Raw genomic sequence first — 25635 nt, 5'->3', positions numbered from 1 at the left:
TAGTTTAAAACCAGAAGATATCGACTGATAAGAATGTCTAGGGTTTTTAGTTTCCGTATGTTGGAAGTTAATTCTATTCCTTCCGCTACTGACCCATAGCTAGCCCTGGTCGAGGCCTGGTTGCTCGAAACCATTGTAAACAAAATAGGAAGATAAGAACAACGTCGATGATATCTCCAATATAATACATGAGCATACCTCCAATTTTTGCTTGTTCTAATGGGACTCCATCAGGTGGGTGGACATAGATATACTTTGATAGAAGACCATGGCCAGCTAAGGCTATAACTAATGCGATTGCACGGTATAAAAATGGAACCCGGTGGGGCATCGGGTCGATATAGATAATTGACACCGTAAATAAGTAGCCAGCCAAGAATACATGGAAATGGACTATTAAATGCAAAAGGATATTCTCGTGCATAAGTGAGTATAGGCTGGTGGTGTACAATACCCAGAGCCCTCCTATATTAAGAAAAAGTGCAACAGCGGGATGGGTAAACATTCGCGATGGCCAACTCCTAAGAACCCTTGAAAGTTGTCTCGCTAAGGGAACACTTAGCGTTCGTAGCACAAGTGTCATTGGCGCAGCAAGAGCCATAAGTAATGGCGCTAGCATCCCTAAGAACAAATGACCAAACATGTGCGCTGTGAAATCTATATGGGAACGATTGGCTAGGGGGCCAGCAACTGCAATAATCGCAAAGAGAACTCCAAAAGTCATGTAAACGGTACGGTATTTAGGCCAAGACCTTTGATGTCTACTTGAAACTACTACAGCAAGGATGTACATAACCAAAGCCAACACAAACGGTAGTGCTAAAAGTAGCTGAGGTATTACCCCAATTTCATGATTAACGTGGTTATTGATGTTCATGTGAGCCAGCCTTCCCCGGTCGTTGTCTTCGTGTACGACTAACAAGGCTGAGACCGGTTATGATAATTAAAACCGCTATTACGTTCCATACCAGATCGTAGACAAATACATTTTCTACATAACGGATCTGGTGTATCTGCATTAATTTGTGTTGGATCGTACCATCGTATAACTGGAAACCACCTGCACCAAGCAAAACTCCTCCCCACCACCTTTTGAGCCACAATGCTTTTCGTCTTCGGAGATCAGCTAAAATAAACAATCCCCCAATGGTCGCAAACCAACTAAAAGCGTGAAACAGCCCATCAGAGATTAGTCCAATATCAGTTGTGGACTTATCATAAAAATGATGCCAACGTAATAGCTGATGAAAAACAGTCTCGTCTATAAACGCGGCTAGACCAATTCCAAATAGAAAGCCTGACCACAGATTACGACTTTTGTAATTAGAGCTATTCACATAATTTGAGTTATTTTTTGGATTTCTATTTTTAGAAGTCATTTTCTTCTCCTTCAACTGAGTTCCCTTCATATATACATTCATCGTTTCCAAATATGTCTTCAACTAACAGGTTATATACAAAGTTTACAGAAAAAACCCTCATTTTTTTCTCCATTTATAATTAAACATGTATCTGATGATAGCAAGAATTAGATGAAAGTATTGGTTTTATTTAAAGGGTCTTATTCAAATAAATATGTTAATATTAAATTGCTGGAAAATTATAAACACAAATTTTTAGTCAATCCTGATTTAGGGGGTAGATAGTATGACAAACAACAGAAATGTTAGCGTGGAAAATTATAAGGGGATAACGTCTAACTAATAAACTGTATAGCGTTTCCCGAAATTTGAAAGGAGAAAATCATTTGAATCAGACATTATTAATCATTGATGCGCAACAGGAATTAATTGATGGGAATCTAGAAGAAAGTGCGGTTTTTAATAAAGAGCAGCTGATTAGGAATATCAATAAAGTAATTGAAAAAGCAAAAGAAGCTGATGTTCCAGCTGTGTTTGTAAGGGATCTCGATGTTGCAGAAGGAAAAGGCGTGGGATTCCAAGTTCATAGTGAAATCAATGTACCTGCAGAAGCAAAGATTTTCGATAAATCTGCAACTAATTCCTTTCACGGGACACGTCTTCTAGAACATTTACGATCGCAACAGGTTGAGCACGTAATTATTATGGGCTGTAAAACACAACACTGCATAGATACTGCAGTCAGAACAGCCACGATTAGTGGACTGGATGTAACATTAGTCGGTGATGGTCATTCAACGGAAGATGGTGTTCTAAGTGCAGAACAAATCATAAAGCATCATAACAGTACGCTTCATGGTCACTATAATGTTGAACACTTTTCAATTGTGAGAAATTCTGAGGAAGACCTTTTTAGTCCAACCCATGACTCTCATAGATAAATAAATTAGAAGCGGTACTAATTGTGCCGCTTCTATTGTTTTGCTTACTAATTTTTAGGTGATTCCCAACTAATATTTTGGAGAGTGTTTAATGATGAAAATGCTTTAGCAATTCCTTAATCTTGTTTCTAATTGGTCCTTACCAAAATTCATGTCCGGTAAACCTCCTGCCCTATGGTTGAAAATACGTGTTTTAAGTCTGCTATTAGGTCTTCCGCTTGTTCAATACCGACGGAAAAACGCAATAGTCGATTGTCTATTCCGCGCCGAGTTCGTTCCTCTAGTGGAATATCAGCATGGGTTTGAGTCGAAGGATAAGTAATCAAACTCTCTACTCCTCCAAGACTTTCCGCAAAAGTTATCAACTGGAGGTTTTCTAAAAATGGTTCGACCCATTTACTTTCTCTAAGACGAAATGAAAGCATACCACCTTTTCCAGGGTATAAAACGTCAGTAACACTAGGTTCTTTTATTAAATACTCTGCTAGTTTCTTTGCATTTTCTTCATGTCGATCCATCCGTAAGGCAAGTGTCTTCAAGCCTCTAATTAATAACCATGAATCAATAGGAGCCAAGACCCCACCAGATGCATTATGGAATTCAGCTAATTTTTCACAGATTGCACTTCCTTTAGCAACGACTAATCCAGCTAACACATCGTTATGTCCGCCAATGTATTTGGTAGCACTATGAATAACTATGTCTGCCCCAAGTTCTAGTGGGCGCTGCAGGTAAGGGGTTAGAAAAGTGTTATCAACAATAAGTAATAGGTTGTATTTTTTAGCAAGTGTAGCAAACTCTTCAATATCAATTTCCTGCATTAATGGATTAGTTGGAGTTTCGATAAACAATGCTCGTGTTTTATTTGTAATCAACTTCTCCGTTTCATGGACATTATTAAACGCGGAATAGGTTGTTTGTATGTCATAAACATTTGAATAATGTTCAAGTAGACGGTATGTTCCTCCATAAATATCTTCTGGAACAATTAATTCATCTCCTAAGCGGAAAAGGGAGAGGGTTAACTGGATGGCCGTCATTCCAGAACTACAAGCATACCCACACTCACCAGCTTCAAGATCCGCAATTCCTTTTTCCAAAATAGATCGAGTTGGATTTTTAGTACGTGTATAGTCATATCCAGTGGATCTGCCAAGCCCTTGATGCTGGTATGCCGTTGATAAATATATTGGTGCATTTACCGCACCTGTAGTCCCGTCACTCTTATTACCTAGTTGTACCAACTTGGTTTCTAAACTATTATTTGTCATGTAATTCATCCTTTTCAATGAAATTAAGCAAAAAAATTAAGGACCCTCTAGAAAAGAAGAAGGTCCCTAATTACGAAAACAATCTTCTTATCTTCTAGGTAAAGAGTAACTACCTATTGGAATTAGCACCGTGGCCTTAACAGCCTGGTTGCTGAGACATCGTAGGGCCATTCCCTCCGTCTCTCTTGATAAGAATAAACATATGTAATTTTTAATAAGTTTGATTTCTAATACTTTAATACATATTGGAAAAAAAAGCAAGAAATAAATTTTCCGAATTAAATACAAATAAGTGTATAATTCCATACCTGAGTTTTTTGATAGGAATACTTAAATTATATCTTGACATACAATTTTTTAACTAGTATTGTATTGAATATTAACACTTAAATATAATTTCTTATCAAGATAGGTGGAGGGACTGGCCCATTGAAACCTGGCAACAGACCTTTAGGTACTGTGCTAATTCCTGTGGGTGTATTTTATCTCAAAAGATAAGAAGAGAACTTAAGCTATTGCTAATTTAAACCTCTTCTTATTTTAAGAAGAGGTTTAAATTTTTCGTTTAAAGTTGCCTATATTGCTTTTAATTCATTTACTATCTTGCTTCTTTAAACATATTAATCATATAGGTTAAATATGGATTGATTTAAATAATAAAAAAGAAAGGATATTAATTTATGCCATTTAATCAGAATAGTAGTGTTTTAGATACAATTTCTACAGAACTAGGTAGTAAACTGAACGACATTATCAGTTGGAGAAGATATTTGCATCAGCATTTTATCGGGAAATAAACCAGGGAAAACAATTGCTTTGAGGGCGGACTTTGATGCGCTATTGACGATAAGAAGGATGTACCTTATAAGTCATTAAAACCTGGTGTTATGCATGCCTGTGGTCATGATGGTCATACTGCTGCATTATTAGGTACAGCACAAACGCTAAGTAAATTTCGGGAAAATATAAAAGGAACAGTCCTTTTTATTTTTCAACCTGCTGAAGAAACACCACCAGGTGGAGCTAAATTCATGATTGAAGAAAAAATTTTGGATGATGTAGATTTTGTATTTGGAGCTCATCTTGCTTCGGAAATTCCTTTGGGGAAAGTAGCTGTTGGAGAAGGGTTTAAAATGGCAGCTGTAGATAAATTTGAAATTACAATTGAAGGAAAAGGGGGACATGGAGCAAAGCCACATAACTCTATTGATCCGATTGTAATTGGAAGTGACATTGTAAATTCTCTCCAAAAAATTGTTAGTCGCAGAATAGACCCACTCAAATCGGCGGTGGTTACGCTTGGGGCTTTTCAAGCGGGTAATGCTTTTAATGTCATTCCAACTGGAAGGAACTGTTCGTAAATTTAATGAAAAAGTACGACAAAATGTAAAAGACAATATCCATTCGATTGTAAAAGGAATTACGGAGGGGTTTCAGGCTACATATAAAATTGACTATCTTCTTGGATATCCTGCCCTGTTCAATCATAGAGAGGAAACAGAAACAGTTAAAGGACTTTTCAAGGAAATGTTTACTGAGTCAGCTGTCATTAATCTTGAGACTTCAAAGGGAGCGGAAGACTTTGCATATTTTTCACAAGAAAAACCGGAACATATTTTAGGATTGGTGCTCAGAATGAAAAGGAAGATACCCATTTCCCTCATCACCACCCTAAATTTGATTTTGATGAAAGGGCATTATTAAATATTGAAAAAGCATTCGTAAAAATTGTGTCTCATTATTTGTTTTAAAATAAGATGTAGATATGGTATTTCATTTGAGTTACTTAAATTCTGGAGAAGAAAACATGGATGAATAAAATGAAGTTTAAAAGTACATTTTATTGGATTTGGATTAGTGATACATGAAAGGCTATTAGGAATTTAACAGATATACAGATGCATAGATTTTAAAAGAATTCTAATAATGGGGGATTAAAATGAACTTAAAAAAACATTATAACGTTTTATTTACAATAGTTGGCTTACTCTTGATTGCAAGTTTAATAGGTTGCACGAAAGAAAGTACCGTTGGAAGTGGGGATGCCGACGAGCAATCAACTGGAGAGCCCACAAAGGGAGGAACACTTAATGTTGCTTTTGCAGCTGATCCGGACACTATTGACTGGATGTATACTGGAGCCACTTCCACAAGGGACATAGGGTGGCATATTTTTGAAACCTTATTTGCGTTAGATAAGGAGTATAAAACAAAACCAATGATTGCCGAGGGTTACGAAATTAGTGGTGATAGAACAGTTTATACAATCAAAGTTCGTGAGGGTGTGAATTTTCATGATGGTTCAACCGTTACTGCTGAAGACGTTGTGGCTTCAATTGAACGTTGGAGAAAAGTATCCTCGGTAGGAACGATTGCGAGTGAATACATTGAGCAGGTTAAAGCGATTGATGACTATACGGTTGAAATTAAATTAAAGGAGGTATATACTCCGCTTCTGTCTGATATGGCTGCTCCAAAGTCAGCCCTAATGATCATACCCGAGAAAGTTGCAAAGGAAGCGGGTGAGCAACCGCTTCAGCCAGAACAGCTTATTGGAACGGGTCCATACAAATTTGAAAAGTGGGATAGAGGTAATGAAATTGTTTTATCCCAGTTTGAAGATTATTCGGCTCGTAAAGAAACAGACTGGGGTGGTTTAACAGGGAAAAAGGTGGCTTATTTTGATGAAATTAAATTCAAAATTGTTAAGGATCCTCAAGTTATGATTAACGGCCTAAAAACAGGATTGTATGACTATGCCCAATCTATTCCACCAGATCTGTATCAAGTAGTTGAAAGTAGTCCAAACATTGATCCAGTGAAATATATAAATGGTTACTCAACGATTACTCCTGATAAATCGGAAGCACCGTTTGACGATCTAAAGGTGCGTGAGGCGCTAAATCACGCGTTGGATAAGAAAACAATTGCGAAAGCTGCGTATGGGAATGAACAGTTTTATAGTTTTGATGGCGCGCTTTTCGCCCCAGAGCAAACAGAACTTTATACGAAAGAAGGAACAGATCAATATTTATCATACAACAAAGAAAAAGCTAAGCGTCTTCTTGAAAAATCAAGCTACGATGGCGAACCTATAACGATTATGTATGCGAACAATTTCGCAGACTATGAGAAAATTTCTGAAGTTACCAAACAACAACTGGAAGAGGTTGGATTTACCGTAGAACTCGTTCCTTATGAATGGGCAACCTATCTTGAAAAATGGCAGGATCCTGCAAACTGGGACTTGGTAGTTGTTGGCTGGTCAACGCGCTTCTCGCCTAATGAGCTTGGCATGCTCGTAATGGATACTGCAAGCAGTGGGTGGTATAACAGTGGACGTTGGGGAAATCTACTAGATCGTTGGAGTACTGCAGAAACAGGTAAACAGAAAAAAGAGATTTTAGCGGAAATGAATCAAACAGTTTATGATGAACTTCCATTCATTAAGGTTGTTAATGAATCAACGCTTGATGCTAAAAGCGATAAAATTAAGGATTATACTAGCTGGATTGGACAACGTTTCTGGAATACCTGGAAAAGTAAATAAAAATTGATTTTTGGAGGCATTGTCAGGATCGCTCCTGATAAGCTTCCGTTTTACATACAAAATAATCTATTCATCAGTGAGGAGGGAAAAGGTTGCTTCAATATACTATACGCAGATTGCTTTCGGTAATTCCTGTCATGTTCATTGTAAGTATTATTGTTTTTTTGATTGTACATCTCACACCTGGAAACCCTGCTTTTCTTATTTTAGGGGAAGATAGCTCACAGGAAAGTATTGAGCAATTAGAGAAACAACTGGGTCTAGATAAACCGATGGCCGTTCAGTTTTTTGATTGGATCAAAAACATATTAACTGGAGATTTAGGGCAATCTGTCTATTCATCCGAGCCAGTTTCACAAATTATTGCGGGTCATTTCGGACCAACATTCAGTTTAATGCTTATCTCTTTACTTTTAGTATTGCTTATTGCAATTCCAACAGCAATTTTTGTTGTTTGGAAACGGAACACGGCCTTGGATCCGCTGTTTATTTCTGTTTCGCTTATCGGGGTATCGATTCCTGAATTTTGGTTTGCGATGTTATTGGTACTGGGATTCGGGGTAGCTATTCCTATTTTTCCGGTTGCAGGGTATATACCAATTATGGAGGGAGTATTTAATTGGCTTTATCATCTGTTTTTGCCTGCATTCGTCCTAGCATCTGTTGAAGTCGGTCTCGTAGCTCGAATGCTTCGTGATGGAATGCTTGAATCAGTAAATCAGGATTATACACGCACTGCTCGAGCAAAAGGTATTAAGGAAAATAGTGTATTAATGAAGCATGTGTTTTCCAACGCTCTCATTCCAACGACAACCGTCATTGGAACAACTGTTGCAGGTTTGCTTGGTGGTACAGTTATTATTGAAACAATGTTTACGATCCCTGGAATTGGTCAACTTTTAATTGATTCTATCCATCGTCGGGATTATCCAGTCATTCAGGGTGTCGTCTTATTCATTGCTGGTATATATGTATTGGTGAATTTATTAGTCGATCTTTTATATGCATTTTTGGATCCAAGAATACGCTATGACTAAACAGGGTTCATGATGTATGAAAGTTTAGAAAACTCGGCATCACCAAGCTTTTGGGTGAATGACTTAGTTGCACTTATGCAGAAAGAAATATGGATATACTTTCTTTACTGCCAAAAAAGGGAGATTTCAACATGTTAACGAAAAAACGAAATCTACTAGCAGTAGTAGTATTATTTTTAATAACAGCTGCCACAATTACGGCCTCACTGTGGCTTCCGCAATCACCAACATATATTGACCCGAGTCAACGTTTACTTGGACCCTCAAGCCAGCACTGGTTTGGAACGGATGACTTTGGCAGGGATGTATTCGCCCGGACAATAGTAGCTGCTCGTGTATCATTGCTTGTTGGGGTTGTGGTTGCACTGTTATCAACAGTATTAGGGACTTTAACTGGATTAATAGCGGGCTATTATAAAAAGGCAGATTTTGTAATCATGCGTATTGTAGATGGAATGTTGGCATTCCCGGCATTACTTCTCGCACTTGCATTAGTGGCAGCACTGGGTGGTAGTGTTACAAATATTATTATTGCGTTAACATTAGCTTTTTGGCCTGTGATGACTAGGATTGTTCGATCCGCTGTGCTGCAAATCAATAATGTTCAATATATCGAAGCAGCCAAAACTACAGGGACAAGTGATCCAGTTATTTTATCGCGTTATATGTTACCAAATGTATTATCCCCAATTATTGTCCAAGGAACATTTATTTTTGCTAAAGCAATTTTGGCAGAAGCTGCACTTAGTTTTTTAGGTGTTGGTGTAAATCCTTCCACACCGACATGGGGGAATATGCTTCAGGAATCACAAATTTATATTACAATAGCGCCGTGGTTTTCCATTTTTCCAGGTCTTGGAATTGTATTTACTGTGCTTGCTTTGAACGTTTTAGGTGATGGATTGCGTGATGCGTTTGATCCGCATTCAAAAAAACAAAAAAGAACAACAAAGGGTTTGTTTAAAAATAAAAAGCAGAAATACGCTTGAATAGACAAATTACCTAAGGGGTGACAATACAATGCTTGAAGTAAAAAATCTGAAAGTGCATTTGGATACACCTAGTGGCATCGTAAAGGCTGTTGATGATGTGTCATTTACGGTGGAGGCAGGGCAAACGGTCGGGATTGTAGGTGAATCTGGGAGTGGAAAGAGTGTTCTTGCTCTATCCTTATTGCAGCTAAATCCGGAACCAACTGCTTTTTATCCGCAAGGTGGAATTTTATATGAAGGAAGGAATTTACTCGACCTGAGTGAACGGGAGATTCGAAAGGTACGTGGGAATGAGATTGCGATGGTTTTTCAAGATCCAATGTCCAGTTTGAATCCTGTTTTTAGAATAGGTGACCAATTAGTTGAAGCAATTCGGACGCATCAAAACATGTCTCGGCGGGAAGCTGAAAAAAAAGCAATAGAATTATTATCAGATGTTGGGATTCCTGATCCAAAGCACCGCATGCGTGACTACCCTCATCAATTTTCAGGAGGTATGAGGCAGCGTGTCCTCATTGCAATCGCGTTAGCGTGCCAGCCGAAATTACTCATTGCAGACGAACCGACCACAGCTTTGGATGTCACGATCCAGGCCCAAATATTGAATCTTATGAAGAATATCCAAAAAAAGTATGGAATGGCTATTATTATTATCACGCATGATTTGGGCGTTGTTGCGAATTTGGCTGATAAAATATTGGTTATGTATTCAGGCAGGATTGTAGAGGAAGGGAGTGCCGAGGATATATTTTATCGTACATCTATGCCTTATACTTGGTCGCTTTTACGTTCCTTACCGCGTCTCGATTCGGATGTGCATGAACGTCTTTTAAGTATTCAGGGTCAGCCACCGAATTTAATAGACCCGCCTAAAGGATGCAACTTCCATCCTCGCTGTCCATTTGTTACGCCGGATTGCTTGGAAGTGGATCCCGACTTAACTGAAAGAGATAATGGCCACCTGGCAGCTTGTATTTTGTCTCATTCGGAATTTGAAGAACGTAAGCAGCTAAATGAAGCAACCGAACGGAAGGGAGTTAAACAATAATGTCCGAAGAATTGTTGCAAATACGTGATCTTAATGTTCACTTTCCTACAAATGGTGGCGTATTTAAAAAAGGAACGGATTATGTAAAAGCAGTTAATGGTGTTAATTTATCAGTCAACAAAGGGGAAACCCTTGGAGTGGTGGGAGAATCTGGCTGTGGGAAAAGTACGCTTGCCAGAACAATTATGGGGCTGCAGAAGCCGACATCAGGAAATATCTCATTTGAAGGAGAAAATATTACCAACTACAATTCGAAGCAAATGCATCAACTTCGCCGAGATATACAGATGGTTTTTCAAGACCCGTTTACAAGTCTTAATCCACGGATGAAAGTGGGCGACATTATAGCAGCACCATTAAAGGCATATAAAACGACAAAGAATATAGAACGACGTGTGAAGGAATTAATGGAGCTTGTTGGCCTAAAACCAGATAACTATAATCAGCTTCCACATGAGTTCTCTGGTGGACAGCGGCAACGAATCGGTATCGCACGTGCAATTGCATTAGAACCAAAGATGATCGTATGTGATGAGCCGGTTAGTGCACTTGATGTGTCAGTTCAAGCTCAGGTTATCAATTTGTTTGAAGATCTACAAAAGGAACTTGATTTAACTTATGTGTTCATTGCACATGACTTGTCCGTTATTAAACACATTGCCGATAAAGTAGCCGTTATGTATCTAGGAAAAATTATGGAAGTTTCGGATAATGAATCATTTTATAGGAATGCTCGCCATCCTTATACAAATGCATTACTTTCCGCGATTCCATTACCAGATCCTATAAAAGAAAAAGCACGGGAACAAATTGTTTTAAATGGAGAATTGCCATCTCCCACAAATCCTCCATCAGGCTGTGTTTTTCATACAAGATGTCCGTATGCAAGAGAATATTGTAAAGAAAATACTCCCACAATGGAGGAAGACGGTAATGGGGATCACTATGTATCTTGTTTTTTTCCTATTGAACATGGTACGTCTGAACCAATTCATCATGGGAGTTTAAGTAAATCTTAATCTCTTTCTCCTGTATTCTATGATCAGTTCGTATTGATAGAAAGATTTGAAATAAAGCTAGTTGAGTTCAGATGTTCAGGTTAGCTCAATTCTGATTTCCTTGCTTAGGTTACTGTTTTCGGGTGACGTTTCATGAATTATCCAGTTTTTAGACAGTATCTGCCTAAGCTGGAATAATTGCTTCTCACTGATTTTTAAATCAGTAATGCTTTTCTCTGTAAGTTGATAATCATGACCCTGGAGTTTATTAAACTTAAGTTTTAATAAAGTTTGTATTCCTTTAAATGTGACAAACTTTACTTTATATCCATCCAGGACGATCGATTTAAATGCGTTTGGATCCTGTTCAGCAATTTTTATTAATTGGTTAAAGTCAAATTGAGAGCTAAGTGCTTGCCATGGACTGGCATCACTTTTTGCGATTTGGTTAATCAATTCTTGATCTGACACGCCATTACTGCGAAGTGTTTCAAGCATATATGCTTCCATCAATGAAATCTTGTTTATTTCCATTAGTAAACCCCCATTAAAATTTAAATTGAGTTTCATTTATCTATTATTATATCAAATTTTAAAAAGAAGGGACATTGAATAAGGCCCCTGGGGGAATTGACCTTTGAGATTATCAGAATCGGTTAACAAACTTTATTTAAACCAACAAATAAACGTGCAGAGGAGTTGTCGATTATACTCCTCGAGCACGTTTGTTTTAAATGCTTTTGATTCTATTGAATTGAAATTAAAACAATGGAATGCCATGACGTTGAAATGCAGCTGCTTCAAGATGGGTCATGCCCTGAGCTTGTGCCGCCTCGATCACTTTATCCGATAGTTTCGGCGCAAAGTGTTTCGGCGGGGCAGCATGTCCCATCTGATGCTTTCGTCCATGATTTCCGCGTGCAAACGGGCCCCAAATCGCAAAGGTGAGACCTGGGTTTTGGATGTTCACAAAAAATGTTTTCCCGTCAGTGGAGAAGGTAGGACCAGCTAGTTCGGAATCGTTAAGTCGGTTTTTACCAAATTGATAGACTTCTCCCTCTGGTGTAATCCCCATGATCCGATCGCTTCCTGGCCCATCTTCCACAAACCAAAGGTCGCCCCAAGGTGCAACAATGATGTTGTCAGGCATTTCCATCTTGTTGGCACTTGATGCTTCGTAGAACAATTCCAATTTATTCGTCGATGGCGTATAACGGTAGATTCGGCCTTTTTGCCCGTTGCTGTATCCTGCTGAGGTGTCACTGAACCATAATACACCCGCTACAAAATGTGTGCCTTCTAAACGGTCAAACTGAATACACCCTTTTGTGATTGCATCATCTGTAGGTTTTTCAGGATCAACCTCTTTCCAGACGAGTCCATACTTTCTTCCAGTATTAAACGACTCTGCCATTGCAGCAGGCATCTCTTCCATCGCTGCAGCCTGCAGTTTGCCTCCTTTTTGCAGAGCACCAGGCCTTGGAGTTCTGTCATTCGGAATATAACGGTAAAGGAAGCTTGGATCACCATCTTCTGTCAGGTAAACAATGCCTGTTGCTGGATCGACATCAACAGCCTCATGGGAAAATGCGCCCATTTCTCTAATGGGTGTTTTGGATAATTTGTTTTCCGGGTCATTCGGGTCGACCTCAAATGCGTAACCGTGGCCTTTCTCAAGGGTTTCTTCACAAGTAATCCACGTTCCCCATGGCGTTGCTCCTCCTGCGCAATTACGTATCGTTCCTGCAGAGGTTACGTATTCCTTGATAACTTTATTATTAGGTCCAACAAGCAGAGCCGTCGTTCCACCAGTGTTGTCTTTATCATAAGGACTTTTTCCTATAACTGGATTTTCAGTATCACCAGTTAATTCATGATTACGAACAAGGATAGTGGAATTATGTCGTCCCCGGAATGCAGCCATCCCGTCAAAATTGCCTGGTATCGGGCGACTGTCTGAAAGCCTGTTGCCTTCTTCGGAAATAATTCGATATTGGAAGCCTTTTGGTAAATCAAGTATTCCACCTGGATCCTTTACTAGCGGGCCATATCCGGCAGTCCCAGGATGTACCGATTTTGGAGGATTAGGCCCTCTATACTTAGCCAGTACTTCTCCAGAAAACGGCAGGGTCAAAGCGGAGCCTACTGTAAGTGCCACTGCACCAGTTCCACCCATTTTCAATAAATCTCTTCTGCTGACATCTTTGTTCCACTTTTGTTCATTACTCAAGATACATGCCTCCCAAATTTGTTGTAAGGATTCGGTTGAAATTCTGGTTATGTGTGCGTTTTTAATCCTTATGCAGCGGTTGCCACAGAGCGTTGTTTTTTTCGATAGACCACTTTCGATAAACTGATACTGCACTCATATAGAATCAATAATGGTAAAATTACCAAAACATCTGAGATGAGATCAGGCGGTGTAATCAAAACCGAAATCACGATCAAAGTAAAGTAAGCTTGTTTGCGTATTTTTTTTAATTGATACGGGTTAACAATTCCAAGACTTGTTAAAAACATTACAATTGCTGGTAATTCAAATAAAATTCCGAAGGGCAACGTCATTCTGAGCATAAATCGAAAGTACTTTTCTGTTGTAAAGAATGTCATAAAATGGTCGCCAGCGAGTTCCAACAGAAATTCTAGTACAATCGGAAAAATCAAGTAATAACCAAAGCCAATTCCCAAAATAAACAAGATGAACAAGGCTGGAATATAGGCGAGCGTAGTTTTTTGCTCCCGTTTCGTTAATGCTGGACGAATAAAAAGCCAGGCTTGTCCCGCCGCGATAGGAATTGTCACGGCTAGCGAAACGATACCAGCTAACATCAAATAGACCCATAAGATCTCCGTTGGCCCGAGAATCGCAAGTTGAATATCCAAGTCTTTTACTAACCATCCATAAATATCTCCGACGTAAATCATCGCCGCGATAAAGAAGAGCAAGAAAGCAGAAACGGTTATAATAATACGCTTCCTTAATTCTTCTAAATGGTCTAGGACTGCCATTTTATTATTTTTCATAAGCAACCTCCATCAGACATAAAGAAGATCAAGTTTCATTACTTTATATCTTGTGTTCATTGCCTTTTTTTTCTGCCTTCTCTAACGTATTCTGCTTTTTTTCATCCGCTTCATCGTCTCCAGAAACGAGATCCTTTGTTGATTTTTTAAACTCTTTCAATGTTGTACCGAATGCCCGGCCTATTTCTGGTAGCTTTGATGGTCCAAAAATAACTAACGCAATCACAAGTAGAAGAATTATTCCAGGTACGCCAATGTTTTGAATCATGGTCTATCCTCTCCTTAAATGATAAATTTTTTCTTAATGGTTCTTAAAAAATCCCTAGCACCTGCTTTCTTTTTTGGTTCACCTTCTACATTACACAATCTTCTTTAAGCCAATATGAATTAAATGTTGAGATTTATTAAAAGAATGTAAAAATAATTATGACAAATATCCTATAAAACTTTACGTTCAAAATATATGCTTTCTGAAGGCTGTTTTCGTAAAGAATGTTGCTTTTGAGAGAATGGATATAAACAGCGACGTATGTGCTATGTTTTGTGGTTGGACAACCGTTCCGGAAATCCACTTCGCTTTCCGTGGGCTCGCGATGAGCCTCCTCGATCGCAAAGACCGCTCTCTGCGGGGGCTCATCGTCTTCGCTTTCCCACAGGAGTCTCCGTGGATTTCCTTCACTGGGGTTGTGCTTAACAAATTCAATTTACTTGGTAGTTTATTTCATACAGGTTTGTGGCGGTTGATTGGAGCGGAGGGCAGTCGACTCCTGCGGGAGGATAGGCATAGGTGAGACCCCACAGTGCGACAGTAATCCTTTTAGTAATCCTTTTCTGCGAGGAGTGCAACAACACTGAATTAACTTGCAATACGACGAGCACGAGGAGGCTCACCAGCCGCCCTAAGGTGCGCGACTGCCCGCAGCGGAAATCACGTTGCTGTTACGTCGCAGTTTACATCAATAGCAACAGACTTTGCTAAAACAGCCTTTCTAAAAAATAAAAAAACCAGCGTTACAGTTGGGTTAGATATAGTTTAATGATCATTATAATTTTCCTTTTACGTACTTGGCACCTCATTCAACCAAAGGTCACCACTATAAATAGAAGTAGTTTTAGAGCCCAAGGTGCAGTGGAGAGTCTACATAGTTACAGGTTTTCAGATTTGGAGGTAAGCTGTAATCAATTGTTGAAAAATTGTAATCTATAATTAACCCATAACGGTTATACTTGTATTGTAAGCAAAAATAGACCACACAGAATTGGAGGTTTACTAATGTTTAAAAAGATAATGAAAAAAGTAAAACATAATGTAGCTAAATATACCGAAAGTGGAAGTGGCAGAAGACATCCCAGACGTTATAGTGGAAGTGGTTCCAGCAGAAGGCATAGGCATCATTACAGCGGAAGCAGTAGCCGTGGATCTAGACATTCTCCGTATCAAGGAAGCGGAAGATATAAACGAAAAAGTTCTAGGAGTAGCAGCTAAAAAAGCGAGTTCCTCTCTCATTATATGGGAGGAACTCGCTTTTTTTTAAAAGAGGAATGGTGGCCGCGGTTTTCCGCATCATGACAATGCCTGATCAAGATCTTTTCTTATGTCAGAAGTGTTTTCGTAAGGATCTTTAATAGCTAATAACCGTTCCAGTATGTGCTTAGTTGATGGTTGTAGTGTTAACTCCTCTGTCCATGGGCGGGATTTCCTATCAAGGGGCACATAGAAAGAATACAATAAATAAAGCAGGACATCTCCTAGATCATAGAAATCGTCTTGAATTAGCTCCATCCGTTCTCTTGTACCCTTTGCACCGTTTTCGTGACCATCCAGTTTGCTGGCTAATCCAAAATCGATGAGATACAAATTTTCATCCCAAAGCATCATGTTTGGAATTCGAATATCGTTATGAACAATGTTCTCGAAATGTAGATATTCAATAATATCAAGTATCTGTTTTAAAAGCAGAAGGGCGTCTTTTTCTTTAAACTTACTGTGCTCTGCAAATAATACGTCCTCTAAATTACTTCCATCGATAAATTCCATTGTATAAAACAGGTGATTTTCATAAGGGAAATGATGGTACAGCTTTGGAATACAAGGGTGGTACAGTGAGCCAAGAATTGAAATCTCATTATGGTACAGCTGCTGCCCAGACTTACTTTTATTTTTGCTCGGTCTCATCTGCTTTAATACGCAATTGGTTCCAGATGTAAGATCTTCACAGAGGTAGGTGATGCCAAAGCTCCCCATCCCCAGTGTCTTTAAAATTTTATATCTATCAGCAACAATGGCCTGAGTGGGGTATGGGCGATCAACTAAAAGATGATAAGTTTTCTTTAAACGATGCAGGAGAGCTATCATAGGCACCTCTTTATTTTGAAAAATACTAGCTTAAGTATCAAGTATAAAACAAAATGTGATAGAAAACCAATAAAGCTCAACATAAGAAAAGGATCCAAATTACCTGCGATTGGATCCCTTCCTTGAAGCTTTATTATCCCCAAATTTCCTTCGCCACATCAACGACAAACTTTAATTTGGCCCATTGTTGTTCCTCAGTTAATTTATTACCGTGATGAGTTGAAGCGAATCCACATTGTGGGCTTAGACATAATTGTTCAAGCGGCACGTATTGTGAGGCTTCTTTAATGCGTGCCTTAATTACTTCTTTGTCTTCAAGTTCGCCATTTTTAGATGTAACAACACCTAGAACTACTTGTGCTCCGCCATTTGGAATAGAGTCTAATGGTTTGAAATCTCCTGAACGTTCATCGTCATATTCCAAAAAGAAGCCATCTACTTTTTCTTTTGCTAATAATGTTGGTCCGATAAGTGAGTAACTTCCTTCAAACGCCCAAGTAGATTGGTAGTTTCCGCGACATAGATGAGTTGTCACAATTAAATCTTCCGGTTTGTTTTCCAAAGAACCATTGATCACGCGTAATGCTAAATCGATTAATTGTTCTCTTGTATACTTACCATCATTAAATGGAATATCAGGTGCGGAAAGCCCAGCAATGTAAACATCATCTAATTGCAAATATCTTACACCAGCGTTGTAAAATGCTTGAATTGCATCTTGATACGCCTTTATAATATCATTTGCATATTCTTCAATATCTGAGTAGACAGCTTCGTTTTGAATTCCAACATTAAACAACTGATTTGGACTTGGGATAGTTTGTTTCACAACCGCCCGACCGTCAACGATTTCGTTCAATTCAACAAAGTCTTTAAGATGAGGGTGGTCTAGATTAAAAGAAATCTTTCCTGTGTTTCGCACGTTGTATTTTTCTGTTTCTACTCCTTCAAATAAGTATCCCTGTTCAGGCACATATCCTTCAAATCCGTTTAAGTGCTCTAAGAAGTCTAGGTGGAACCATGTACGCCTGAATTCACCGTCCGTTACTAGTTCTAAACCAATCTCAATTTGTTTATCAACAATCCGTTTAATTTCTTTCGTTTCAACCTCGCGCAATTGTTCCGCTGTGATAGTACCTTCTTTAAATTCCTTTCTTGCTTTGTGTAAGTTGTCAGGTCGTAATAAACTTCCAACGTGGTCTGCTCTGAATGGTGCTTTCGTTAATGTGATTGACATTTTGCATTCCTTCTTTCTTTTTTATTAAATAAAAAAATAAAAAACCTCTTCTTTAGATAAGAAGAGGCTTAGGCACGTTGCTGTCACTCTTCTTATCTCCAAGTTTTACACTTCTGGAATTAGCACAGTATTTAAAAAACCTGTTGCTGAGGTTTCAAAGGGCCAGTCCCTCCACCTCTCTGGATAAGAAAATTACATATTCAATTTAGATGTTAATAAACACAATACCGATATACCGATTAAATGTCAAGAGGGAATTTTCGATATTTTCAGATTGGGAATTGGGAATTGGGAATAGCCCTATGATATGTGGTACTATAAATAAAATTAGAACCGAGAGGTGAGGCTGTTAATCATGAAATTAATTAGCTATAAATTTAAAGGAAAACCAGGTGCTTTTAGAATAGGCTGTATAGTCGATAATAAAGTGATTGATTTGCAGGAAAGTTATCGTGCATTGCTGATATCGAAGCAAGAAAAGGATGCTATCCATTCAATCGACAACCTTCTTCCAGCAGATCCTTCTTCATTTTTTTCGATGGGAATAAGTGTAATAGAGCGGGCAAAGGAGGCTTGTGATTATAGTTTAATCCATTTAAATAAAGGTTTAATGTTTGACAAGGATGAAGTAAGTTTGAGTACACCAATCCCAGCTCCTTCAAAAATTATTTGTGTTGGGAAAAATTATGCGGAACACGCGGTTGAAATGGAAAGTGATGTACCTGAATTCCCTGTTCTTTTTGCGAAATTTAATAATGCATTAATTGGCCCTGAAGATGACATTGAAAAGTCTACTTTTACAGGCAAGCTAGATTACGAGGTGGAGTTAGCAGTTGTAATCGGAAAAGAAGCAACACATGTCAGTAAAGAAAAAGCATTAAACTATATTGCTGGGTATACAATAGGTAACGACGTAACTGCTCGTGACCTGCAAAAACGTACACCACAATGGCTACAAGGGAAAACATTGGATCGCAGTACACCAGTTGGACCAAGTGTTGTTACCACAGAAGAAATTCCTGATCCATCGAATTTATCTATTCACTCGTTTGTGAATGGGGAGGAACGTCAGAATTCTAACACAAGCCAATTAATTTTCGATATTCCATTCCTCATTGAATTTATTTCCAGTTTAATCACGCTAAAACCAGGAGATATTATTTTAACGGGCACACCAAATGGGGTAGGTTTTGCAATGAATCCACCACAATTTTTACAAGATGGTGATGTCGTAACAGTAGAAATAGAAAAGTTAGGAAGGCTTGAAAACAAAGTAACTGAACGAAAATAAATACTATATGTGTTGAAAAGTCGCCGTTTATCATTTGGTGACTTTTGAACAACCTCTATAAATTTTTCCTATTGACTTGTTTCAATAACTCTGTATAATAAGGGGAAATTAAAAAAATCGATGAAGAAAAGAGTAGTTACAAAGGTCAGTAGAAGCGAGCCGGGATGGTGAAAGCCGGTGCTGGACATGTAATGAACCGCATTTCTGAGATGTCAGTTTAAGCTGATCGGATCGCCTCCGTTATAAGCGCCAAGCCGATTCCGCAAGAAGCGGAATAATTAGAGTGGTACCGCGGATGTATAAACGTTCGTCTCTTATTTAGATAGAGATGAAGGTTTTTTTTGTTTTACTAAAAAGGTATTCTAATGACCTGTATTTAGCCATATTTTATTTAACTGGCTGTATGAAAGGAATGTGTCTAGATGGGTAAAAAACGTGTAGTTGTTAAAATTGGCAGTAGTTCTTTAACGAATATGAAAGGTGAAATTGATCACGAAAGACTAGAAGATCATATTCATGCTCTTGCTGCACTCAGGCGGGAAAATTATGAAGTCATATTAGTTTCATCAGGTGCAGTTGCTGCTGGATTTACAAGGCTTGGCTATACTTCCATACCAAGTACCCGCAAAAGAAAACAAGCAGCGGCGGCAGTCGGTCAAAGTCTATTAATCCAATGCTATATTGAAAAGTTTAGAGAATTGGATATTGTACCAGCACAGCTGTTATTAACACGAGATGACTTTTCCAATCATGAGCGATTCAGGAATGCTTTCTCCACCATCACCGAACTGCTAGAACAAGGAATTTTGCCGATTATAAACGAAAATGACACAGTTGCCATTAATGAGTTAACCTTTGGCGATAATGACATGTTATCAGCCCTTGTAAGTGGCTACGTCCATGCTGATCAATTGATTATTTTAACGGATATAAATGGATTATTCGATGAGAATCCACGATTAAATCCGTTAGCAAAAAGATATGACTACCTGGAGGATATTACGGAAGAAATGATGGATGCGGCGGATGGTTCGGGCTCAAAGTTTGGGACGGGTGGCATGAAATCAAAACTTCATGCTGCAAGAACTGCTATGTCACTGGGTGTCCCCATCTTTATTGGTGATGGAAGTGGTGCTGAAAAATTGCTTAACATATTAAAGGGAACAGGTGATGGTACGTATATTTCTAACCCATCCATTGCGTACAGTAATACGGTCAAATAATTTATTTTTAGAGATTGAATCGTGCAAAAGTCATTTTACCTGTTGACTTAATTTTAGAATTCTGTATAATAAAAAGAAATTAACAAATTCGATGAAAAAAAGAGTAGTTACAAAGGTCAGCAATAGCGAGCCGGGGTGGTGGAAGCCGGTGCAGGACGTGTAATGAACCGCGTTTTTGAGATGTCGGCTAATACCGATCGGATTGCTTCCGTTACAAGCCTCAAGCTGATTCCGCAGTGCGGAATAACTAGAGTGGTACCGCGGATGCAATCAAACGTTCGTCTCTTATTTAAATAGAGATGAAGGTTTTTTTATTTTCACCAAAAAATTATTCTAATGATCTGAATTCAACCATAACCTATACGATAATCGATGAAAAAGAGAGTAATTGCATAGAACTGCAGACAGCGAACCGGGGTGGTGGAAGCCGGTGCAGAGATGTAATGAACCGCACTTTTGAGATATTTGCTTGAACAGGCGTAAAGGCCTTATTAGAGCATATCGGATCGTCTCCGTTAAAAGCGTCTAAGCCGATTCCGCAATGCGGAATAACTAGAGTGGTACCGCGGATGTAATCAAACGTTCGTCTCTTATTTAAATAGAGATGAACGTTTTTTATTTTGCTAAAAATGATGAAAAATAAGCAATTATTAATTAAGGAGAGTGAGAACTATGTTAAAAGTTGACATTGATAATCAGGTTAAGCAGGTTCCTTTCGAATTAAAGGGAAAAGATTTTATCACGATGGCTGATTTTGAACCAAACGATATTTTCTTTCTTTTGGATCAAGCACTTGAAATGAAAAGCTTGCAAAAGAAGGGGATTCCTCATCCGTATTTAAGCGGTAAGGTTTTAGGGATGATATTTGAAAAGTCATCGACACGAACAAGGGTATCGTTCGAGGTGGGTATGATGCAACTTGGCGGGCAAGCAATCTTTTTAAGTTCAAATGATATTCAACTTGGTCGCGGGGAATCTGTTGAAGATACAGCTAAAGTTCTATCACGCTATGTTGACGGGCTTATGGTTCGGACATTTGCCCATGAATCAATTGAACAGTTTGCTAAATCCGCTGATGTTCCCGTCATTAATGGTCTTACTGATTTGCATCACCCAACACAAGTTTTGGCTGATTTATTAACCATTTATGAACACAAGGGTACATTAACGGGACTAAAAATGTGCTATATTGGAGACTGCAATAACAATATGTGCCATTCACTGTTGGAAGGTGCCGCAAGTGTTGGCATGCATTTATCAATTACCAGCCCTAGTGGTTATGAACCAAACCTTACTATTATTGAAAAAGCTAAACAAGTTGGCAAGGCTACCGGGAGTATTGTAAACTATACGGATTCACCTGAAGAAGCTATTGAGCAGGCCGATGTCGTTGTGACGGATGTTTGGACCAGTATGGGGCAAGAGGTCGAACAGAAGGAACGTATCAAGGCATTTACACCATTTCAAGTGAATGCATCCCTTTGTTCTCACGCCAAGGAAGATTTTATCTTTCTTCACTGTTTACCAGCACACCGTGGTGAAGAAGTAACAGCAGAGATTATTGACGGTCCACATTCAGTCGTTTTTGATGAAGCAGAGAACCGGTTACATGCCCAAAAGGCAATCTTAAAAAACTTAATGAAATAAAAACTTGATAATTGCAAAGGAGAGAATAAACATGGCAAAAGACAAAATTGTTTTAGCGTATTCTGGAGGATTAGATACATCTGTATCGGTGAAATGGATCCAAGAAAAATATGATTACGATGTAATTGCTCTAGGGTTAAACGTTGGAGAAGGAAAAAATTTGGAAGAGATTAAACAAAAGGCATTAGATGTAGGAGCAATAAAGTCAATAGCCATTGACGCGAAAGACCTGCTTGCACAGGATTATATTTTACCAGCTTTGAAGGCAAATGCGTTATACGAAGGTAAATATCCCATTTCGTCTGCATTATCACGCCCGTTAATAGCAAAATTATTAGTAGACGTAGCGGAACAAGAGGGCGCTGTCGCTGTTGCACATGGTTGTACGGGAAAGGGCAATGACCAGGTACGATTCGAGGTTTCGATTCAAGCGCTGAATCCAAATTTAAAAGTCATTGCGCCAGTTCGTGAATGGGGCATGACAAGGGACGAAGAAATTGCTTATGCAAAGGAAAAGGGAATTGATGTTCCAGTAAATCTTGACAACCCATTTTCCATTGATGCGAATATTTGGGGTCGTGCGTGTGAAGCTGGAGTGTTAGAAGATCCTTGGGCAGAAGCTCCAGAAGCAGCATATGATTGGACGAATCCGATTAGCCTCACGCCAGATGAACCGGAATATATTAACATTTCATTTGAGGAAGGCGTACCAGTTGCGTTAAATGACAAACAGATGCCGTTAGTGGAATTAATTGAAACACTTAATGAACAAGGAGGTATTCATGGAGTTGGGCGGATTGACCATATTGAAAACCGTTTAGTAGGGATTAAATCAAGAGAAATTTACGAAAACCCAGGGGCTTTGATTTTGATTAATGCCCATAAAGAATTGGAATTTCTTACATTGTCACGTGAGGTTTCGCAATTTAAAACGACGGTGGATCAACAAATGTCTAAAATTATTTATGACGGTCTTTGGTATTCACCAATAAGACCAGCCTTAGATGCTTTTATTAACGAAACGCAAAAAGTGGTCTCAGGAAAAGTTCGGGTTAAACTTCATAAAGGATCAAACGTTGTTGTTGGTCGAAAGTCAGTCAATAGTCTCTACAACGAGGAACTCGCAACCTATGCAAAAGGAGACGCATTTGACCACAATGCAGCAGTTGGATTTATTAACTTATGGGGGCTCTCAACAAAAGTGTATGCAGGAGTCCATAAGGCAAAGGGTGACACCAAAGTTAGTGAACTTTTAAAGACGAAATAAGGAATTTAAAGAGATTTTAACTAGCAGGAGGATTACGATGGCAAAGCTTTGGAGTGGACGGTTTACAAAGGACACAAATAAACTTGTTGATGAATTTACAGCATCTATCTCATTTGACCAAAAATTAGCGAATCAAGACATTGAGGGTAGTCTTGCTCATGTTCAAATGCTCGGTGAGTGTGGCATTATCACATTGGATGAAGCAAAAACTATTCAAGCTGGACTCCAAACAATTTTAGAGAAGCTTGAAAAGGGTGAGGTTGAATTTTCGGTTGAACATGAAGATGTTCATATGAATCTGGAAAAGCTTCTAATCGATGAAATCGGTCCAGTAGGCGGAAAACTTCACACTGGCCGGAGCCGAAATGACCAAGTGGCAACCGACATGCATCTTTATCTTCGTACCAAGACGAAGGCAATTGTTGAATTACTAGAAAAGGTTCAGTCTGCTATCATCACGCAGGCAAAAGATAATATTAAAACGATCTTGCCTGGATACACCCATCTCCAACGTGCGCAGCCAGTGTCATTTGCTCACCATTTGTTAGCTTATTTTTGGATGTTTGAAAGAGATAAAGAAAGGTTACAAGACAGTCTGAAGCGGATTAACATTCTCCCCTTAGGGGCTGGGGCGTTGGCTGGAACAACTTTCCCAATTAATCGTGACCGTGTTGCCGAACTTTTAGAATTTGATGATGTTTATCCTAACAGCATGGACGCTGTGAGCGATCGGGATTTTATTCTTGAGTTTTTATCAATTGCATCAATCCTAATGGTGCATCTTTCAAGACTATCAGAGGAAATGGTAATCTGGAGCAGTCAGGAATTTCAGTTTATTGAGCTTGACGATTCTTTTTGCACTGGTTCAAGCATCATGCCGCAAAAGAAGAATCCAGATGTTCCTGAGTTGTTAAGGGGGAAAACTGGACGTGTATTTGGGGATTTAGTTGGTCTACTAACCGTACTGAAGGGGTTACCTTTAGCTTACAACAAAGATTTGCAAGAGGATAAAGAGGGCATGTTCGATACGGCTGACACATTAGAAGGCTCATTGACATTACTTGCCCCAATGCTAGAAACAATGACAGTGAATGATATGAAGATGCGAAGTGCTGTAACGCAAGATTATTCTAATGCGACTGACATTGCTGATTATTTAGCCACAAAAGGCATGCCATTTCGACAAGCGCATGAAGTTATCGGAAAGATTGTCATTTATGCAATTGAAAAAGAGAAGTATTTATTAGATTTGGATATGGACGAATATAAATCGTTTAGCGCATTATTTGAAGAAGATGTTTTCGATTACTTAGAACCAGAGCATGTGGTAGGGGCGAGAAAAAGTAAGGGCGGAACAGCCGCAGAACAAATTGAACAGCAATTGGAACTTGCAGAGGGAAAATTATAGCTTTTTATCTTGGACTTATGCCATTTAATTGTGGTGTAAGTCTTTTCATTATTTAGGATAGTTATGGATACACTAAGTGAAAAAGCTAGGAGGGGATTGCGTTGACAGATTTTTGTCCAGTTTCATTTCCAGAGGAACCAACTCCCGATAATTGTAAGGAGTGCAGGGAATGCGGTTTATACGAGCATGGATCAAGAATGGTATGGGGTGAAGGAAACCCGGATGCACCGATTATGGTAATCCTTGATAATCCTGGTTTGCGTGAAGATCGGGAAGGAAATGAATTTGTATGTGGAACGAGACAAACGTTACAACAAGTTGCCAATAATGTTGGGTTAAACATGGATGATCTGTATGTAACATATATTTTAAAGAGAAAGCCTACACGATCATACGAAAAGGAGTGGGTCCGCGAAACTTGTATGATTCATCTAAGCCAGCAACTTCAAGTCAAACAGCCTGAATTTATTCTTTGCTTAGGAAACGTAGCAGTCCAATCCTTTTTTAAAAACCCTGACGTTGATGTAAAGTCTCTACGTGGTGCTACGCATGATGTACAAGGATACCTGACGATGGTAGCATATCATCCCTTAGCTGTTAGGCGGCGTCCGAATTTATGGGGAAAGTTTAAAGAGGATTGGACGAATGTTGCCAATCATTATCGATTAAAGGGGGACAGTCCCCCTTTACGCTAAAGTAGTAAAGCAGTGGGGGACTGTCCCCGAAAAAGGAGAATTTTGATTCGATATGATAGCAATTTCATTGATTTTAGATAATGTATAAATAACAGGGCTATCAATATCTCGGATTTAAATATGAGATACAAAAGATTTACGATAATTAATTAAAATAAATGTAACTGTTTTTCCAGATGGTGATTAACTCAACAAGGTTGCTAAATATATTGAGGGGAAATTTAGATAATGTTATGTAACAGAATCTGTTGTCTATGAATATTGTAGAACTAATCTTTAGTTTAAATTC

General features: G+C 38.8%; 23 protein-coding genes, 1 pseudogene, 3 riboswitches and 3 other annotated features. Of the genes and pseudogenes, 15 read left to right on the top strand and 9 right to left on the bottom strand.

From position 1 onward, the window contains the following. Positions 1-85 precede the first annotated feature (85 nt). A complete protein-coding gene (locus tag CFK40_RS00430) occupies positions 86-877 on the bottom strand; it encodes a cytochrome c oxidase assembly protein (protein WP_089530170.1) in 792 nt (263 codons plus the stop codon). Continuing rightward, positions 864-1379, bottom strand: a complete 516-nt coding sequence (locus CFK40_RS00425) for a DUF2243 domain-containing protein (protein WP_089530169.1) — start codon at positions 1377-1379, stop codon at positions 864-866. The genes CFK40_RS00430 and CFK40_RS00425 overlap by 14 nt, the downstream gene beginning before the upstream one ends. A 368-nt stretch (positions 1380-1747) precedes the next feature. Here CFK40_RS00425 and CFK40_RS00420 point away from each other — a divergent pair, with 368 nt between their 5' ends. Continuing rightward, positions 1748-2302, top strand: coding sequence for a cysteine hydrolase family protein (locus CFK40_RS00420; RefSeq protein WP_089530168.1), 555 nt, complete (start codon positions 1748-1750; stop codon positions 2300-2302). A 149-nt stretch (positions 2303-2451) separates the two neighbouring features. Here the strand turns inward: CFK40_RS00420 and CFK40_RS00415 are convergent, their stop codons facing one another. Then, the gene (locus CFK40_RS00415) at positions 2452-3573 is read right to left on the bottom strand and encodes a methionine biosynthesis PLP-dependent protein (RefSeq protein ID WP_089530167.1); all 1122 of its coding nucleotides are present in this window, start codon (positions 3571-3573) and stop codon (positions 2452-2454) included. Positions 3574-3657: 84 nt separating this feature from the next. Beyond that, positions 3658-3768: riboswitch (SAM riboswitch) on the bottom strand. A 202-nt stretch (positions 3769-3970) separates the two neighbouring features. Then, positions 3971-4074, top strand: a riboswitch (SAM riboswitch). Positions 4075-4460: 386 nt separating this feature from the next. Here CFK40_RS00415 and CFK40_RS21585 point away from each other — a divergent pair. The 7 genes from CFK40_RS21585 (at position 4461) to CFK40_RS00385 (ending at position 11219) form a co-directional block, all read left to right on the top strand. Continuing rightward, on the top strand, positions 4461-4934 hold the full coding sequence (locus CFK40_RS21585) for an amidohydrolase (protein WP_319418015.1): 474 nt from the start codon (positions 4461-4463) through the stop codon (positions 4932-4934). Next, positions 4903-5277 (top strand): M20/M25/M40 family metallo-hydrolase, encoded by a 375-nt coding sequence (locus CFK40_RS21580; protein ID WP_319418014.1) that lies wholly within the window; start codon positions 4903-4905, stop codon positions 5275-5277. The genes CFK40_RS21585 and CFK40_RS21580 overlap by 32 nt, the downstream gene beginning before the upstream one ends. 235 nt (positions 5278-5512) lie before the next feature. Continuing rightward, the gene (locus tag CFK40_RS00405; RefSeq protein ID WP_089530166.1) at positions 5513-7123 is read left to right on the top strand and encodes an ABC transporter substrate-binding protein; all 1611 of its coding nucleotides are present in this window, start codon (positions 5513-5515) and stop codon (positions 7121-7123) included. A gap of 92 nt (positions 7124-7215) precedes the next feature. After that, positions 7216-8160, top strand: a complete 945-nt coding sequence (locus tag CFK40_RS00400) for an ABC transporter permease (RefSeq protein ID WP_089530165.1) — start codon at positions 7216-7218, stop codon at positions 8158-8160. A gap of 131 nt (positions 8161-8291) precedes the next feature. Then, positions 8292-9149, top strand: coding sequence for an ABC transporter permease (locus tag CFK40_RS00395; RefSeq protein ID WP_089530164.1), 858 nt, complete (start codon positions 8292-8294; stop codon positions 9147-9149). A gap of 31 nt (positions 9150-9180) precedes the next feature. Continuing rightward, positions 9181-10200, top strand: a complete 1020-nt coding sequence (locus tag CFK40_RS00390) for an ABC transporter ATP-binding protein (protein ID WP_089530163.1) — start codon at positions 9181-9183, stop codon at positions 10198-10200. Then, positions 10200-11219, top strand: coding sequence for an ABC transporter ATP-binding protein (locus CFK40_RS00385; RefSeq protein ID WP_089530162.1), 1020 nt, complete (start codon positions 10200-10202; stop codon positions 11217-11219). The genes CFK40_RS00390 and CFK40_RS00385 overlap by 1 nt, the downstream gene beginning before the upstream one ends. Positions 11220-11294: 75 nt before the next feature. On the opposite strand, the gene CFK40_RS00380 is transcribed toward CFK40_RS00385, so the two are convergent. The 4 genes from CFK40_RS00380 to CFK40_RS00365 form a co-directional block, all read right to left on the bottom strand. Further along, on the bottom strand, positions 11295-11732 hold the full coding sequence (locus CFK40_RS00380; RefSeq protein WP_089530161.1) for a hypothetical protein: 438 nt from the start codon (positions 11730-11732) through the stop codon (positions 11295-11297). 226 nt (positions 11733-11958) lie between these two features. Next, the gene (locus CFK40_RS00375) at positions 11959-13428 is read right to left on the bottom strand and encodes an alkaline phosphatase PhoX (RefSeq protein WP_227001839.1); all 1470 of its coding nucleotides are present in this window, start codon (positions 13426-13428) and stop codon (positions 11959-11961) included. A gap of 68 nt (positions 13429-13496) precedes the next feature. Continuing rightward, the gene (tatC, locus tag CFK40_RS00370) at positions 13497-14222 is read right to left on the bottom strand and encodes a twin-arginine translocase subunit TatC (RefSeq protein WP_089530160.1); all 726 of its coding nucleotides are present in this window, start codon (positions 14220-14222) and stop codon (positions 13497-13499) included. A 43-nt stretch (positions 14223-14265) separates the two neighbouring features. Then, positions 14266-14490 (bottom strand): twin-arginine translocase TatA/TatE family subunit, encoded by a 225-nt coding sequence (locus tag CFK40_RS00365; protein ID WP_089530159.1) that lies wholly within the window; start codon positions 14488-14490, stop codon positions 14266-14268. Between the two features lie 1066 nt (positions 14491-15556). On the opposite strand from CFK40_RS00365, the gene CFK40_RS00360 reads away from it, so the two are divergent. Further along, positions 15557-15757 (top strand): hypothetical protein, encoded by a 201-nt coding sequence (locus CFK40_RS00360; protein WP_089530158.1) that lies wholly within the window; start codon positions 15557-15559, stop codon positions 15755-15757. 29 nt (positions 15758-15786) lie between these two features. Here the strand turns inward: CFK40_RS00360 and CFK40_RS00355 are convergent, their stop codons facing one another. Both CFK40_RS00355 and CFK40_RS00350 read right to left on the bottom strand, forming a co-directional pair. Continuing rightward, on the bottom strand, positions 15787-16578 hold the full coding sequence (locus CFK40_RS00355; protein ID WP_089530157.1) for a serine/threonine protein kinase: 792 nt from the start codon (positions 16576-16578) through the stop codon (positions 15787-15789). Positions 16579-16711: 133 nt separating this feature from the next. Beyond that, positions 16712-17815 carry a 5-methyltetrahydropteroyltriglutamate--homocysteine S-methyltransferase gene (locus CFK40_RS00350; RefSeq protein ID WP_089530156.1) on the bottom strand — a complete coding sequence of 368 codons (1104 nt, stop codon included), beginning with the start codon at positions 17813-17815 and terminating at the stop codon, positions 16712-16714. Between the two features lie 89 nt (positions 17816-17904). Beyond that, a riboswitch (SAM riboswitch) is annotated at positions 17905-18005 on the bottom strand. Positions 18006-18170: 165 nt separating this feature from the next. On the opposite strand from CFK40_RS00350, the gene CFK40_RS00345 reads away from it, so the two are divergent. The 6 genes and pseudogenes from CFK40_RS00345 (at position 18171) to CFK40_RS00320 (ending at position 25346) form a co-directional block, all read left to right on the top strand. Further along, positions 18171-19106 carry a fumarylacetoacetate hydrolase family protein gene (locus CFK40_RS00345; RefSeq protein ID WP_089530155.1) on the top strand — a complete coding sequence of 312 codons (936 nt, stop codon included), beginning with the start codon at positions 18171-18173 and terminating at the stop codon, positions 19104-19106. 111 nt (positions 19107-19217) lie between these two features. Further along, positions 19218-19424: a binding site (T-box leader), on the top strand. 104 nt (positions 19425-19528) lie between these two features. Beyond that, positions 19529-20317: pseudogene (gene proB / locus CFK40_RS00340) on the top strand (glutamate 5-kinase); the annotation flags it as partial. A gap of 94 nt (positions 20318-20411) precedes the next feature. Next, positions 20412-20618, top strand: a binding site (T-box leader). A 74-nt stretch (positions 20619-20692) separates the two neighbouring features. Further along, positions 20693-20923, top strand: a binding site (T-box leader). A gap of 78 nt (positions 20924-21001) precedes the next feature. Further along, complete coding sequence (gene argF, locus CFK40_RS00335) at positions 21002-21976, top strand: ornithine carbamoyltransferase (RefSeq protein ID WP_089530153.1); 975 nt, start codon at positions 21002-21004, stop codon at positions 21974-21976. A gap of 31 nt (positions 21977-22007) precedes the next feature. Next, a complete protein-coding gene (locus CFK40_RS00330) occupies positions 22008-23243 on the top strand; it encodes an argininosuccinate synthase (RefSeq protein WP_089530152.1) in 1236 nt (411 codons plus the stop codon). 37 nt (positions 23244-23280) lie between these two features. Continuing rightward, on the top strand, positions 23281-24651 hold the full coding sequence (gene argH / locus CFK40_RS00325; protein ID WP_089530151.1) for an argininosuccinate lyase: 1371 nt from the start codon (positions 23281-23283) through the stop codon (positions 24649-24651). A gap of 101 nt (positions 24652-24752) precedes the next feature. After that, positions 24753-25346 carry a uracil-DNA glycosylase gene (locus CFK40_RS00320; RefSeq protein WP_089530150.1) on the top strand — a complete coding sequence of 198 codons (594 nt, stop codon included), beginning with the start codon at positions 24753-24755 and terminating at the stop codon, positions 25344-25346. The last annotated feature ends 289 nt before the right edge of the window (positions 25347-25635 follow it).

The sequence above is a fragment of the Virgibacillus necropolis genome, from assembly GCF_002224365.1.
In the GTDB taxonomy this organism is placed as follows: domain Bacteria; phylum Bacillota; class Bacilli; order Bacillales; family Amphibacillaceae; genus Virgibacillus_F; species Virgibacillus_F necropolis.
This window is presented reverse-complemented; position numbering and strand designations above follow the sequence as displayed.

What these genes read in the sequence shown, in the direction of transcription:
- CFK40_RS00430 (WP_089530170.1), bottom strand. Translation starts at nt 877, where the DNA reads ATGAACATCAATAACCACGTTAATCATGAAATTGGGGTAATACCTCAG.
- CFK40_RS00425 (WP_089530169.1), bottom strand. Translation starts at nt 1,379, where the DNA reads ATGACTTCTAAAAATAGAAATCCAAAAAATAACTCAAATTATGTGAAT.
- CFK40_RS00415 (WP_089530167.1), bottom strand. Translation starts at nt 3,573, where the DNA reads ATGACAAATAATAGTTTAGAAACCAAGTTGGTACAACTAGGTAATAAG.
- CFK40_RS21585 (WP_319418015.1), top strand. Translation starts at nt 4,461, where the DNA reads ATGCATGCCTGTGGTCATGATGGTCATACTGCTGCATTATTAGGTACA.
- CFK40_RS21580 (WP_319418014.1), top strand. Translation starts at nt 4,903, where the DNA reads ATGTCATTCCAACTGGAAGGAACTGTTCGTAAATTTAATGAAAAAGTA.
- CFK40_RS00405 (WP_089530166.1), top strand. Translation starts at nt 5,513, where the DNA reads ATGAACTTAAAAAAACATTATAACGTTTTATTTACAATAGTTGGCTTA.
- CFK40_RS00395 (WP_089530164.1), top strand. Translation starts at nt 8,292, where the DNA reads ATGTTAACGAAAAAACGAAATCTACTAGCAGTAGTAGTATTATTTTTA.
- CFK40_RS00390 (WP_089530163.1), top strand. Translation starts at nt 9,181, where the DNA reads ATGCTTGAAGTAAAAAATCTGAAAGTGCATTTGGATACACCTAGTGGC.
- CFK40_RS00385 (WP_089530162.1), top strand. Translation starts at nt 10,200, where the DNA reads ATGTCCGAAGAATTGTTGCAAATACGTGATCTTAATGTTCACTTTCCT.
- CFK40_RS00380 (WP_089530161.1), bottom strand. Translation starts at nt 11,732, where the DNA reads ATGGAAATAAACAAGATTTCATTGATGGAAGCATATATGCTTGAAACA.
- tatC (WP_089530160.1), bottom strand. Translation starts at nt 14,222, where the DNA reads ATGAAAAATAATAAAATGGCAGTCCTAGACCATTTAGAAGAATTAAGG.
- CFK40_RS00365 (WP_089530159.1), bottom strand. Translation starts at nt 14,490, where the DNA reads ATGATTCAAAACATTGGCGTACCTGGAATAATTCTTCTACTTGTGATT.
- CFK40_RS00355 (WP_089530157.1), bottom strand. Translation starts at nt 16,578, where the DNA reads ATGATAGCTCTCCTGCATCGTTTAAAGAAAACTTATCATCTTTTAGTT.
- CFK40_RS00350 (WP_089530156.1), bottom strand. Translation starts at nt 17,815, where the DNA reads ATGTCAATCACATTAACGAAAGCACCATTCAGAGCAGACCACGTTGGA.
- CFK40_RS00345 (WP_089530155.1), top strand. Translation starts at nt 18,171, where the DNA reads ATGAAATTAATTAGCTATAAATTTAAAGGAAAACCAGGTGCTTTTAGA.
- argF (WP_089530153.1), top strand. Translation starts at nt 21,002, where the DNA reads ATGTTAAAAGTTGACATTGATAATCAGGTTAAGCAGGTTCCTTTCGAA.
- CFK40_RS00330 (WP_089530152.1), top strand. Translation starts at nt 22,008, where the DNA reads ATGGCAAAAGACAAAATTGTTTTAGCGTATTCTGGAGGATTAGATACA.
- argH (WP_089530151.1), top strand. Translation starts at nt 23,281, where the DNA reads ATGGCAAAGCTTTGGAGTGGACGGTTTACAAAGGACACAAATAAACTT.